Raw genomic sequence first — 13091 nt, forward strand, 5'->3', positions numbered from 1 at the left:
AGTTTTTTTATATGAATGCAGCACAGCTACAAAGAACTTTAGTTGCCAGTCAGTATGCAGAGCAAGTTTTAAATTTATATACATTACAATTAGAACAAGATTATGCTGAAGATCAATTTCTTGGTCCACTTTCGACGGAAAGTATTTTTCAAAAAGTTCAACAGGCCATTGCAGATTTAAGTGATGAACAAGCTTGGATGAAAGCTTTGCGTATCTTGCGTGCCAAACTGATGTTTCGCTGGATTTGGCAAGATGCCAATCAACTGACGGATGTGGTTACCCTGACTCGTGAGCTTTCCGACTTTGCTGATGCCAGTATTTGTGCTGCGAAAGCTTTCGCACGTGCCCCTTTGATAGCCAAGCATGGTGAACCAATCGGTTATTCAGGTCTGGTGCAAGATCTCATTGTCATCGGTATGGGCAAACTTGGTGCTCAGGAGCTTAATCTTTCTAGCGATATTGATTTGATTTTTGCTTTTGATGAACAAGGCGAAACTAATGGTCGTAAATGTATTGATGTTCAGCAGTTCTGTATTTTGTGGGGACAAAAACTGATTTATTTGCTCGATCAAATTACCGCAGATGGCTTTGTGTTTCGCGTGGATATGCGGTTACGTCCGTGGGGAGATGGTTCCGCGCTTGCGATTAGCCACATAGGTTTAGAAAAATATTTAAGTCAGCATGGTCGGGAATGGGAACGCTATGCGTGGATTAAAGCACGGGTAATTACTGGTGGCAAAGAGGGTGCAGATTTAATGGCGATGGCACGTCCTTTTGTGTTCCGTCGCTATGTCGATTATTCCGCATTTGCTGCGATGCGTGAAATGAAAGCCATGATCGAACGTGAGGTGATGCGTCGTAATATTGAGGATGATATTAAACTGGGCGCAGGCGGGATTCGTGAAATTGAGTTTATTGTCCAAGTTTTTCAGTTGATTTATGGTGGATCAAGACGCGAACTGCATGATCGTCAGTGCTTGGTCAATTTACAGCATTTGGGGCAGGCTGAATTACTGGATCAGCAGGCAGTGACTGACCTAGAGGATGCTTATTTATTTCTAAGACGAGTCGAACATGCGATTCAAGCACTCAATGATCAGCAAACACAGTACTTACCGACTGAACCTGAACTCAGACAACGTATGTTGGATACCTTGGGTTTTACGGATTGGTCATCATTTTTAAATGTGCTGAACCAGAAGCGCGATAAAGTTAAAGTCCAATTTAAACAATTGATTCAAGAAAACGAATTTTCTGAACCTGTTGATGATTTTGAGCAGTTGGAACAGCAACTGAATACGGTATTGGATGATGATGCACAGAAACTAATTCAGAACTTCTGGCATGGACAGGCCTTAAAGAAAATTCCTGCAAGTGCACTCGAACGGCTAAAGAAATTTTGGCCACATTTGATTGAAGCAATTTTACAGTCTGATCGACCGCAAATGGCATTGTTACGTTTGATGCCTTTGGTGGAGTCGGTACTGCGCCGTACCGTGTATTTGGTCATGTTGATGGAAAGCCGTGGTGCTTTGCAACGCTTGGTGAAAATGGCAACGGTGAGCCCGTGGATTTGTGAAGAATTAGCACAATATCCAGTGTTGCTCGATGAGTTTTTATCAATGGACTTTGGTTTGCCCTTACGCAAAGACTTAGAAGACTCTCTACGCCAGCAATTACTGCGTATCGAGATTGATCAAGTTGAAGATCAAATGCGTGTGCTACGTTTATTTAAAAAGAGCAACGTTTTAACTGTTGCTGCCAGTGATGTATTGGCTGAAAGTCCATTGATGAAAGTTTCAGATGCTTTAACCGATATCGCTGAGGTCAGTGTACAAGCCACCTTAAATCTGGCCTATCAAGCGGTTGCACAACGACATGGTTATCCAATGGGGAGCAATGGACAGCGTTGCAGTCTGGATGTAAAAGGCTTCACCGTGATTGGCTATGGCAAGCTCGGCGGAATTGAATTGGGCTATGGCTCTGATCTTGATTTGGTATTTATCCATGCCTTTGAAGAACAAAGTGAAACGGATGGCAGAAAGCATATTAGTAGTGCTGAGTTTGCCATTCGTGTGGCACAGAAATTTATGTCGCTCATGACCACGCAAACGCTAGATGGGCGCGTCTATGAAATTGATACTCGTCTAAGACCGTCAGGCGAGGCGGGAATGTTGGTTACTAGCCTAAAGGCCTTTGAGCAATATCAGCAAAAACATGCATGGCTATGGGAGCATCAAGCCTTGGTGCGCGCTCGTTCGATTGCAGGTGATACACAGCTTTGTCAGCAATTTGAAACGGTTCGGTGCAAAATCCTTACTCAAGTTCGTGATGAAAACGTAGTTCGTGAAGAAGTAATCAAAATGCGCCAAAAAATGAAAGATCATTTGGGTTCATCTTCTGAGCAAAAAAAACATGGCATTTTTCATTTAAAACAGGATGCGGGTGGTATCGTTGACATAGAATTTATGGCACAGTATGCAGTGCTTGCATGGAGTGGGACGAATACAGATCTCGCCCATTTTTCCGACAATGTGAGAATTTTAGAGGATGCTGCTAAAGCAGGCTGCTTATCCAGTGAAGATGCCACAGCATTAATACAAGCTTACCTCCGTGAACGAGCTGAGAGTCACCGTTTAGCGCTTGCAAATCAATCTATGCAAGTCAATGCTGCGGATTGGCACGATACCCGCGAGATCGTTTGCAAGTTATGGCAAAGATTAGTTGATCCAAATGCAATAGCATTGGAAAGTGAATAATAGTGAAAAAAATGGAGTATGTGCGATGAGTTTGGCTGATCGTGATGGTTTTATTTGGCAAGATGGAAAAATGGTTGATTGGCGTGATGCAAAGATTCACGTCTTAACACATACACTACATTATAGTATGGGTGTGTTTGAGGGTGTTCGTGCCTATGAAACTCCGAATGGTACAGCAATCTTCCGTTTGCAAGATCATACCAAACGCTTATTAAATTCAGCAAAAATTTATCAAATGAAAGTTCCATTTGATCAAGCGACTTTAGAACAAGCACAAATTGATGTCGTGCGTGAAAATAAATTGGTGTCATGCTATTTACGTCCATTGATTTGGATCGGTTCTGAGAAGCTAGGCATCGCGGCAACGGATAATACCGTTCATGCAGCGGTTGCGGCGTGGTCTTGGGGAACGTATCTTGGTGACGAAGCAATGGCGCACGGTATTCGTGTAAAAACGTCTTCATTTACCCATCACCATCCAAACGTGACCATGTGTAAAGCAAAAGCTTGTGGTAACTACACAGTATCAATCTTGGCACACCAAGAAGTTGCTCGTGCGGGTTATGACGAAGCGATGCTGCTTGACCCACAAGGTTTTGTTTGCCAAGGCGCTGGTGAAAATGTCTTCTTGATCAAAGATGGCGTGTTACATACCCCAGATTTAGCAGGCGGTGCACTTGAAGGGATTACTCGTCAAACAGTGATGACCATTGCTAAAGACCTTGGCTATGAAGTCGTAGAGCGCCGTATTACTCGTGATGAGTTTTATATTGCTGACGAAGCATTCTTTACTGGTACTGCTGCTGAAGTAACCCCAATTCGTGAGTATGATGATCGTGAAATCGGTTGTGGTTCACGTGGTCCGATCACCACTGAAATTCAAAAGACTTTCTTTGATGCTGTTCAAGGCCGTAATGATAAATATGCGCATTGGTTAACTTATGTGAAATAAGTAAATAACCATCGATTAAGCGAAGCTCAGGCTTCGCTTTTTTATTAGCTGCTTTTTAATAGTGAAGCTGTCAACAGATTGCAATCAAAGCATCATCAATCCTTAATTAAACTCGGCTACGTTGATCTCTAAGCACAATTAAAAAATAGAGAAACAATGAAAATTACCGTGGTCGGCGCAGGTTATGTGGGTTTATCCAATGCCTTGTTATTTTCCAAACAACACGATGTGATCGTACTAGACATTGACCAAACAAGAATTAAGCAGATCAATCAAAAGATATCCCCAATTAGTGATGCCTGTATCCAAAGCTACTTAGCCGAATCGCATATTGAAGCCACCAGTGATAAAGAACTGGCTTATCAACAGGCAAAATTGATTATTATTGCCACCCCAACCAATTACAATCCTGAAACCAATTACTTTGATACCTCAAGTATTGAAAGCGTGATCGCAGATATTCAAAGCATCAATCCCAAAGCACTCATGTTGATTAAATCCACCGTACCCGTTGGCTATACTGCTGAAATTTCTAAAAGGCTCAAGTTAAAGAATCTGATCTTTTCGCCTGAGTTTCTTAGAGAGGGGCAGGCATTGCAGGATAATCTATATCCATCACGAATTATTGTCGGTGAAAAATCTAAACGCGCAGAAAAAATCGCCAAGTTGTATCTAAAAGCAACGATTAAAAAAGATGCTGTGTTGCTCTGTGTCGACTCGACCGAAGCTGAAGCGATTAAGCTATTTTCAAATACCTATTTGGCTATGCGAGTGGCTTTCTTTAATGAACTCGATACCTATTGTTTGAAGAATAAATTGAGTGCTTTAGATATTGTTACAGGTGTTGCTTTGGATCAGCGTATCGGAGATCACTATAACAATCCATCCTTTGGTTATGGTGGCTATTGCTTGCCGAAAGATACCAAACAACTGTTAGCCAATTATTACGATACGCCACAAGAACTGATTTCAGCGATTATTCGTTCCAACCAGACACGTAAACAGGCGATTATTGAAGATATTTTGAGTCGAAAAGTATCCTGTGTCGGGGTTTATCGACTAACCATGAAAGCTGACTCAGACAATTTTAGAGAGTCGGCTGTGCATGATGTGTTGCAAGGTTTGGCTGAGCAAGGTATCAACATTGTGATTTATGAGCCGACCTTGGATGTAAAGGAATATTTAGGTCATCCGATTGAATCAAGCCTACAAAAATTTAAGAGCAAATCTGATTTAATTATTGTGAACCGAATGGTTCCTATGTTTAGTGATGTAATGGAAAAAATTTATACAAGGGATTTGTTTGGAGTGAACTAGCTTTTGTACCAAAAACAAAATGAAATAATCCTAATCGTTTGACGAATTTATAATAATCAATTTAATCATGCCTATGCTAAGATAGCTCAATATTCGGTGCGTACTATTTAAGGCTTGCGATATCGGACGCGCAACGCAAAAAATATTATTTCAGGCATTCAAGGTTATCAAATGGTCGACATTCAACAAAGCTCAGCAACACACGAAGAAAATATCATTTTGTGTATGAAATGGGGAACCAAATACGGTGCTGAATACGTCAATCGTTTGTATAACATGGTCAAACGCCACCTGACCCTGCCTTTTAAAATGGTCTGTCTCACTGATCGTACCGAAGGGATTGACCCCAATGTACAATGTTTCCCAATCCCACCTTTAGATTTGCCAGCAGGTGCGCCTGAGCGTGGTTGGAATAAACTTTCTACCTTTGAGCCTGATTTATACGGCTTGAAAGGTAATGCACTTTTTCTTGATCTTGATGTTGTGATTATTGATAACATTGATTGCTTCTTTCAAGAATCAGGTGAGTTCCTGGTTATCCATGATTGGAAACGTCCTTGGCGTGTCACAGGCAATAGCTCAGTTTATCGTTTTAAGTTGGGTGCTTTTTCTGGAATTTTGCCGTATTTCCGCGAAAACTTTGATGAAATCAGTCATAAATTTAGAAATGAGCAAGAATACTTATCTTGGTTTGTGCATAAAGAAGGTAAATTAAGCTACTGGAATAAAGAATGGTGTAAGAGCTATAAATACCATTGCTTAAGAAAAGTACCATTTGCTTATTTTCAGCCACCAATCAAACCAAAAGGTGCAAAAATTATTATTTTCCACGGTGAGATTAATCCACCTGATGCAGTCAGCGGCGGCGGTGGGAAATGGTATCGTTATGTATTGCCATCGGATTGGATTAAAGACGCTTGGCAGTAAGTGTAACTGCGATAAGGACAAAAGAGTTTGATTTATGATAGATACCATACAACCTATTGATATCGTGATTGCTTGGGTTGATGGGAGTGATCCTAAGTTAAAAAACAAGCGTCAACAATTTATAAATCCATCTGCACCATCAAATGCTGTAGAAGCCACCCGTTTTGCCAGTAATGATGAAATTTATTTTTGCATTGCCTCAATTCTAAAATATGTGCCGTATTGTGGAACAATCTATGTGGTGACAGATCAACAGTCACCACAATGGTTAGATCAATTTGAACAACAAAATCTTTGTGAAAAAGGTAAAATTAGAATCGTCGATCATACCGAATTATTTGTAGGTCATGAGTCTGCACTGCCGACGTTTAATTCATTGAGCATAGAAACCATGCTTTGGAATATCCGAGGACTATCGGAGCGTTTTATTTATCTAAATGATGATTTCTTTTTTAATCGTATCTCTAATATCCATGATTTTTTAGATGCAGACCGTATGGTGGTCTATGGTCATTGGCAAAGTAATTTTATAAAAAAAATGAAATACATCATTCGTCGATTTCTCCAAGAAAAAATGGGGAAAATCGCGCAACCGAAATATTCAATTGCACAGATGTTAAGTGCAGATATGCTCGGTTTACCCAAATATTATGAAATACACCACCGTCCGCATATTCTCGATAAAACAATTTTAACTCAGTATTTTCAACAACATCCTAGTGTTTTAGAAAAGCAAATAAGTTTTAGATTTAGACATATCGACCAATTTTTGCCTGTAGGCTTGTCAAATCATTTAGCTATTCAGTCTAATCAAACGATCTTAAATGATGACGTTGAAATTGCCTATTTGAAAGATGGTCGTGATTTAGAACGGTTTATGCAGCAACTGAAAAAAGGCGAAACCAAGTTTGGCTGTATCCAAAGTCTAGATCAGTTAGAGCCAAATGCAGAGCAAACAGTACGTTCAGCATTGATCGATAAATTTAATGATGTTTTGCCGAGTCAGATTCGAGCAAGTGTCGCAGTATAAGGTAGAGATCTCATATGAAAGTCGTAACTTATCTGATCAATCTTGAAGGTAGTGACCAACGCTTAGCCAATGCAACAGCCCAATTACAAAAAGAAAATTGGGAGTTTAGTCGTTTCCCCGCATACGATGGTCGAGGCAAAGCACTCACTGAGTTTGAAAATTATGATGATCAAAGCGCTCAAAAAATCTTAGGGCGTAGTTTGATCAGTTCAGAGCTCGGTTGTTATTTGAGTCACTATGGTTGTGCTGAAAAATTTTTAGAAACTGATGCTGATTATCTCGTAGTACTCGAAGATGATATTGATGTTTTACCGAACTTTAAGCAAAATCTAAACTCACTTTTAAGTTATCTCGATCAGCATAAAGAACTTGATTGGTATGTGGTGAACCTTGCTGCGAAAAAGAAAAAACTCGCAAAAGATATTGTTCAAATCCATGAATATACACTCTGGCATGCCTATTATTTCCCGATTCGCGGTGTGGGATTGGTTTGGTCAAGACAGGGGGCAGAAGCGTTTGTTCGACTTGGTAAAACGATGCAAGTTCCTGTCGATATTTTCTTCCAAAGTTGGTTAAGTAAAAATGGTAAAGGATTGGGAGTATGGCAACCCTTTGTGCAGCCGGCGGGTATAGATAGTGATATTTTAGGTACTGTTGCGACACAGGGTATCAAACGTAAAGATTTAGAAAACCGCAGTGCGTCTCATGGTTTAAAGAAGCAGAAGCGAATGTGGCGTGATCGCTTTTATGCTATTCGACATTTGATTTCTTAAAGGTTGGTCACTTGAGTGGGTCACAATGCACCACATTATATTTATTTATAGCTGAGTATTTTGATGAAAATTTTTAAAAAATTATTCTATTTAGCAAAATTTCATTTGATGTATTCCTATAAAGTTAGGCATAAGAATAAAAAAATCGACAATTATGCGGGGATGCTCACATTTAACCCAACCGAGAAAAATATTGTTCTACCGAAAAAAATATGGATGTATTGGGAAAATGATATTCCCGAATTTGTTGAAAAGTGTATTGATCGGATGCGTGAGAAAAACCCTGATTATGAGGTTTTTGTGCTCAATCCAGATAATGTCAAGCAATATAGCCAAATTGACTTTAGCCTACTTAAAGACGCCACAGCCCAGCAAAAAGCTGATTTACTTAGATTTGATCTAATGTATCGTCACGGTGGTATTTGGTTAGATGCCAGTATCATTTTGTATGATAGCTTGGATTGGATATCGGATATTATGCAAAAAAATAAGACAGAGAACTTTGCATATTATCGACGGAAAAATACAACAAATTTGAGTTATCCTGTTTTAGAGAACTGGTTATTGGCCAGCGTTGGAAATAATCTTTTCTTTAAACAGTGGTATGATGAGTTGTATTTAGCAATTCAACAGACACCCAAAAAATATATACAGAATATTAAAGCAACAGAATCAAATACTAAGGATATATTTCAACAGATCAGTAATCTAGAATACTTGGTGGCCTATGTTGCATGCCAAAAAATTATGAGAAAAAATTTCCCTAGTATTACTTTGATTGATTGTGATGAAAATGCATTCTATTACCAAGTCAAAAATAGATGGGTGAAAGAAAAAATATTAATCAATATGGCAATTAATTATCCAGCAGATGAATACCCGAAATTGATAAAACTGGCAGGGAAAGAGCGTAACTATTTATGCCAGTTTTATAATAAAGGTATGTATTTCGAAGGGTCGTTGATTGATATTTAGTCAGATGCAGTGGGTTCTCATTTAATTTGGCTTAAATAGTTCCTGTTGGGTGAGCAGTATTGTATTTGGATGTTTAATTTTAGAGTTGTATCTTTTTAAAGGACTCTATCGCACTCTGAGGCGAAAGGTTATAGACCTGAACATTCTGCTCTGAAAGGAATGTTGCGGCTGCATCAAATGCAGGAAAGATTAAATGTAAATATTGGTCTAGCATGGTCGGTTGCTTATTTTCGCTATTTTCATAAAAACGTGGTTGTGAGAAATTGTTCATATCTAGCCCCGCGATATAAATTTCTTTGAAACCAATAGCATAACAAACTTGCAGAGCAACGTAAGGTACAGTCAAATAGTCAAAAACAGCATTAAATATATTGGTTGAGAAGCCAAATTTGTCATATAAATGGAAATATGGTTTTGTTGGGTCAATCTTTTGCTTTTTACCCATAAAAGGTTCTATCGTGTCATCTTGAAGTATGGTCTCGATGATTTTGATTTGACACTTAATCTGACTCGGATCTATTTTATTTAAAATAATACCTAAACAGCGCGGTGTGGTAAAAAAAATACAATCACTTTCAAGTACTTTTAAGACAAGATCAAAGCGTTTAGTTGTAAAGTTAAAATCAATAATTACATAATATTTAAAATGAATATAATCGAGTGAGATGGCACCATTGACACCAATATAGTCATAATCAGGGTTTGAAAAAAAACGATGATCTATCTCTTTGATTGAAGGTCCTGTTGCAACCAATACACAGGTTTTTTTGTCGCTCTTAAATGGTTTTGTATGGTCGGCGATCAATCTTTTGTTGAAGAATAATTGCTCTAGGTCACCCTCGTCATTGCGAATGGCTTTGTAATACGGCCAATAACGTCGATTATGTTTATATGCTTTGGAATGAAAAGACTTATATAGGAATTTGAGAATATTCTTGGTGATGTGATTAAAAAAAAACTGTTGCATTGAGGATACCCAGTAATAAGTTTATCGCTGTAGCAATGGAGGCGAACCATGACTAACAGGTTAATTATATTATATCTTTAATGCAAAGAGTGATCAGCGTGTCAAAAAATCTATATTGAATATTTTTCAATCGATGAACGGTACTCAGACATATATGGTCAACAGTACCGTTTTAAAGTGTGGGTTCACTCAATCATCTAAAGAAAACTTCTTCTTTTCTTTAAACGTAGACTTAAGATATTTGATCGATCGGCTGAACCAGTTCCCGTCATCTTCAGGGCGAGTTACCTTGTTACCCTGATAGTTAACTTGGGTGGCTTTTTGAAATGCGCCAAAAGGTTCCACTAGATAGTTTTCAGGTTTAAAACCATGATCCAAAGCTTCTTGATAATATTGATCAAATAGCTCAACTAAATCCTGTCTTGGATGAGGCATGATTTTACCATCAAACCAATGTTTTTGGCCTGCGGCTTCAAGACGTGGTAGCGCATATTTGTGGCTAAATTGCGTCCCCATATCTGAGTAATGCAAAATTTTAATCTGTTCAATAGTTAAGCCTTCACCATCAATATTATTGTAGGAATCTTGATAAGGTTGAACTAACTCAGGTTTGTCTTTCAAAAGCTGCATTAATTGTTTGTGGCTATTTGGATCTGCTTGTATCGCTTTCAAGGAAGGGAGGTATTGCTTTGCTTTTTCACAATCCCAAACACATGTACAAAGACGAGCTGTGCTTTTACCGCCTTTGGCAATCACGATGGCATCATGATGCATTGGGTGAGACCATAATTCAGCAATATCACAGAGTACAATGACATCAGCATCCATATAGATCGAACGACCTTCAAAGTTTGATGACTCCGCAACAGCCCAGCGGAAACCAGAAAAGGGTGTTGCCCATTTCTCAGTATGCCAGCCTTCATCGGCTTGTGGGTTGGTATACCACGGACTTTGTGGATCGTGACTGAGTTGCATCCAAACAATTTCGACTTGATGTTGGGTATGTTTACGAATGCTGTAATCAAGCACCATCATTTGCTCGAGATCACAGTTATTGGGATCACAGCCCACAAAAATTTTAATTACTTCACTATTCATATCTGCAATACACTTCATAATATATAAATCAATGCAGTAGGTAGAAATGGATCTCTAAAAATGCACTGCATGACGAATTAAAGCTAACATTGTAAGTCTATATTTTCAACATGACTAGGGTTGATGTGTGTTGAAACAAATTAGTCTAGTGGTTTCATATGGGGCATGGTTTTTAGGTAATACAAATGAGATATAGTTTGTGGTTGAATTTACAATATATAATATGAATAATACGTTAGATTTACTGCCTTAATATTGTGACCTGTTGTTGTTGATGAAGATTATACTATGAAAAATTTTGTGATTAGTCTCACGTTTGCTAATCAGCGTCGCGATCATATTCTCTCTATTTTTGAAAAACAATCGATCGAATTTAGTTTTTTTGATGCGATAACACCAATCACTCTGGAACAAGTTGCCAAGGATCTAGATTTAGATATTACAAAAACAGACTTAGCAAAAAGTGAAATAGCTTGTTTATTAAGTCATGCGGCATTGTGGAAAAAGGCAATTGATGAAAACCTGAGCTACATTGCTATTTTTGAAGATGATATACATTTAGGTGAAAATGCTGATCGCTTCTTGACGAAGAGTGATTGGATACCTGAAAACTGTTCAATTGTTAAACTAGAAGCTTTTTATCCCAAAGTTGGCGTGGCTTCATCCTCCTTTAGACCATTGCCAATGGAACGTAATCTATCATCATTAAAAACGGTACATATGGGCTGTGGTGGATATATTTTATCTCAGCAATCAGCTCGTGAATTACTATCACTATTAAAACAGTACGATAAGTTAATTCCTGTCGATCATATTGTTTTTAAAGATTATATGATGAAATTCCCTGATGATATTTTTCAAATGTTACCTGCTCTCTGTATCCAAGATCACCTATTGGCGAAGAGATATAATCTAGAGAACGAGCATAATAATTTCTCAAGCTTTTTAGAGCAAGACCGGAATATTCGTAAAGGTGAATATGAATATAAGGCTAAAAATAAGATGAAACGTAGTCTAACGCATAAAATACGAAGAGAAGGATTGCGCCCTGTTATCCAAATCATGAAGTGCTTTAAAGTGTTAGCGCGAAAGTTGAGAGGGGAGAGACTGGTAAAAGTTACATTTAAATAATTGTGTAACTTTTGGGTTTTAAGTAATCAGCTCTTTTTATAGAGGTCCTCAGAACCTTTACCACCCTTAAACCGTTTATATCCCCACATATATTCACTAGGAAAACGGTTGATCATCTGTTCAACTGCTTTATTCAATGCTGTCGTTGCAATCTCGATATCTCGATCATAAAGTTGAGGATCATTTAGATCATCACAATACACCTCAAAACCTTCGCCATCTTCACGACGGAAGCAGCTTAATCCAACTAAACGACATTGAGTTTTTTGTGCCATTTTGCTGGCAAGGGTACTGGTCAAACACGGGATACCGAAAAACGGAACCACGACACCACCTGAAGGCTGAGGCACATGATCAGGCAGAATCACGCTAAAGCCACCTTGTTTGAGATTTTTAAACAGCGCCTTTACACCATTGGCATCAGTAGGAACAAGTGTTGCATTGAGCCTCTGGCGAGCATGTAAAGCAAAGGAATTAAAGCCACTATCTTTCATCGGTTTATACATAATGGTTGGCATACCATACTGATTAACCCACGCATTCATCATTTCCCAAGTTCCGAGATGCGGTGTAATGATCAATGCGCCTTTAGGGTCTTTTAAGGCATCTGTTAAGACATCTAATTGATGAACTTTCTGGATTTGTTGGATGCTCCATTCGGGCGACATAGCCCAACATTTTCCTGATTCGATATAGCTTAGACATTGTTTGACCACACTTTCTCGAGCCAGTTGTTCTTGTTGTTCAGGAGTTAATTCAGGATAAGCTAAACCTAGATTGATTCGTGTTTTCCACAACATGCTTTTGTTGGGATTTTGATTGATCAAATACGCTGCCACTTTTGCAATACTACGCAAAAATGGCAAAGGTAAAAGACGAAGCAGTGCGCTATAAAAGGACATTTGAATTAGTCTTTTTTATCTGCATTGCCTTTGAGCACCATGTAAATCAGTGCGGCAAAAATCACTAATGCACCTGCTAGACTGCTGACGCAAAAATATAAAATTCGTTGATAGGTGGTCATATTGAAGAGTTCATTCGACAAGATGTAACGCATAAGAAACCATTGCGCAAGTGAAAACACAATAAGGACAATTGTGTGTCGACGCACATCTGGACGCATGGCCATGGGCAGATACCTTCAATAAAAAACTAGTTTATT

The 13091-nt window shown here is 38.6% G+C and carries 12 protein-coding genes; 8 read left to right on the forward strand and 4 right to left on the reverse strand.

Going from position 1 to position 13091, the window contains the following annotated elements; translation table 11 throughout:
* Window positions 1–11 precede the first annotated feature (11 nt).
* The 7 genes from glnE (at window position 12) to MMO38_RS00535 (ending at window position 8733) form a co-directional block, all read left to right on the forward strand.
* Window positions 12–2759: a bifunctional [glutamate--ammonia ligase]-adenylyl-L-tyrosine phosphorylase/[glutamate--ammonia-ligase] adenylyltransferase gene (gene glnE, locus MMO38_RS00505; RefSeq protein ID WP_241322037.1), complete on the forward strand. Its 2748-nt coding sequence runs from the start codon at window positions 12–14 to the stop codon at window positions 2757–2759.
* 25 nt (window positions 2760–2784) lie between these two features.
* On the forward strand, window positions 2785–3711 hold the full coding sequence (locus MMO38_RS00510) for a branched-chain amino acid transaminase (protein ID WP_004669582.1): 927 nt from the start codon (window positions 2785–2787) through the stop codon (window positions 3709–3711).
* A 156-nt stretch (window positions 3712–3867) separates the two neighbouring features.
* Window positions 3868–5028, forward strand: coding sequence for a nucleotide sugar dehydrogenase (locus tag MMO38_RS00515; protein ID WP_004669581.1), 1161 nt, complete (start codon window positions 3868–3870; stop codon window positions 5026–5028).
* Between the two features lie 171 nt (window positions 5029–5199).
* Window positions 5200–5955 carry a hypothetical protein gene (locus MMO38_RS00520; RefSeq protein WP_004669580.1) on the forward strand — a complete coding sequence of 252 codons (756 nt, stop codon included), beginning with the start codon at window positions 5200–5202 and terminating at the stop codon, window positions 5953–5955.
* A gap of 34 nt (window positions 5956–5989) precedes the next feature.
* Window positions 5990–6985, forward strand: coding sequence for a Stealth CR1 domain-containing protein (locus MMO38_RS00525; RefSeq protein WP_241322039.1), 996 nt, complete (start codon window positions 5990–5992; stop codon window positions 6983–6985).
* Window positions 6986–6999: 14 nt separating this feature from the next.
* Window positions 7000–7758, forward strand: coding sequence for a glycosyltransferase family 25 protein (locus tag MMO38_RS00530; RefSeq protein ID WP_241322041.1), 759 nt, complete (start codon window positions 7000–7002; stop codon window positions 7756–7758).
* A gap of 63 nt (window positions 7759–7821) precedes the next feature.
* Window positions 7822–8733 carry a capsular polysaccharide synthesis protein gene (locus MMO38_RS00535; protein ID WP_241322042.1) on the forward strand — a complete coding sequence of 304 codons (912 nt, stop codon included), beginning with the start codon at window positions 7822–7824 and terminating at the stop codon, window positions 8731–8733.
* A 79-nt stretch (window positions 8734–8812) separates the two neighbouring features.
* Here MMO38_RS00535 and MMO38_RS00540 read toward each other — a convergent pair whose 3' ends face one another.
* The gene (locus tag MMO38_RS00540) at window positions 8813–9700 is read right to left on the reverse strand and encodes a lipopolysaccharide biosynthesis protein (RefSeq protein WP_241322044.1); all 888 of its coding nucleotides are present in this window, start codon (window positions 9698–9700) and stop codon (window positions 8813–8815) included.
* Window positions 9701–9889: 189 nt separating this feature from the next.
* Window positions 9890–10798, reverse strand: a complete 909-nt coding sequence (locus tag MMO38_RS00545; protein ID WP_034595447.1) for a glycosyl transferase — start codon at window positions 10796–10798, stop codon at window positions 9890–9892.
* Between the two features lie 288 nt (window positions 10799–11086).
* On the opposite strand from MMO38_RS00545, the gene MMO38_RS00550 reads away from it, so the two are divergent.
* A complete protein-coding gene (locus MMO38_RS00550; RefSeq protein WP_241322045.1) occupies window positions 11087–11929 on the forward strand; it encodes a glycosyltransferase family 25 protein in 843 nt (280 codons plus the stop codon).
* Between the two features lie 26 nt (window positions 11930–11955).
* Here MMO38_RS00550 and MMO38_RS00555 read toward each other — a convergent pair whose 3' ends face one another.
* Window positions 11956–12831, reverse strand: a complete 876-nt coding sequence (locus MMO38_RS00555; RefSeq protein WP_241322048.1) for a lysophospholipid acyltransferase family protein — start codon at window positions 12829–12831, stop codon at window positions 11956–11958.
* Between the two features lie 5 nt (window positions 12832–12836).
* Window positions 12837–13058 carry a hypothetical protein gene (locus MMO38_RS00560; protein ID WP_004669570.1) on the reverse strand — a complete coding sequence of 74 codons (222 nt, stop codon included), beginning with the start codon at window positions 13056–13058 and terminating at the stop codon, window positions 12837–12839.
* Between the last annotated feature and the right edge of the window lie 33 nt (window positions 13059–13091).

Origin of the sequence: Acinetobacter sp. NIPH 1852 (assembly GCF_022549455.1) — a bacterium.
GTDB lineage: Bacteria > Pseudomonadota > Gammaproteobacteria > Pseudomonadales > Moraxellaceae > Acinetobacter.

What these genes read in the sequence shown, in the direction of transcription:
- MMO38_RS00540 (WP_241322044.1), bottom strand. Translation starts at nt 9,700, where the DNA reads ATGCAACAGTTTTTTTTTAATCACATCACCAAGAATATTCTCAAATTC.
- MMO38_RS00510 (WP_004669582.1), top strand. Translation starts at nt 2,785, where the DNA reads ATGAGTTTGGCTGATCGTGATGGTTTTATTTGGCAAGATGGAAAAATG.
- MMO38_RS00515 (WP_004669581.1), top strand. Translation starts at nt 3,868, where the DNA reads ATGAAAATTACCGTGGTCGGCGCAGGTTATGTGGGTTTATCCAATGCC.
- MMO38_RS00520 (WP_004669580.1), top strand. Translation starts at nt 5,200, where the DNA reads ATGGTCGACATTCAACAAAGCTCAGCAACACACGAAGAAAATATCATT.
- MMO38_RS00525 (WP_241322039.1), top strand. Translation starts at nt 5,990, where the DNA reads ATGATAGATACCATACAACCTATTGATATCGTGATTGCTTGGGTTGAT.
- glnE (WP_241322037.1), top strand. Translation starts at nt 12, where the DNA reads ATGAATGCAGCACAGCTACAAAGAACTTTAGTTGCCAGTCAGTATGCA.
- MMO38_RS00560 (WP_004669570.1), bottom strand. Translation starts at nt 13,058, where the DNA reads ATGGCCATGCGTCCAGATGTGCGTCGACACACAATTGTCCTTATTGTG.
- MMO38_RS00555 (WP_241322048.1), bottom strand. Translation starts at nt 12,831, where the DNA reads ATGTCCTTTTATAGCGCACTGCTTCGTCTTTTACCTTTGCCATTTTTG.
- MMO38_RS00545 (WP_034595447.1), bottom strand. Translation starts at nt 10,798, where the DNA reads ATGAATAGTGAAGTAATTAAAATTTTTGTGGGCTGTGATCCCAATAAC.
- MMO38_RS00550 (WP_241322045.1), top strand. Translation starts at nt 11,087, where the DNA reads ATGAAAAATTTTGTGATTAGTCTCACGTTTGCTAATCAGCGTCGCGAT.
- MMO38_RS00530 (WP_241322041.1), top strand. Translation starts at nt 7,000, where the DNA reads ATGAAAGTCGTAACTTATCTGATCAATCTTGAAGGTAGTGACCAACGC.
- MMO38_RS00535 (WP_241322042.1), top strand. Translation starts at nt 7,822, where the DNA reads ATGAAAATTTTTAAAAAATTATTCTATTTAGCAAAATTTCATTTGATG.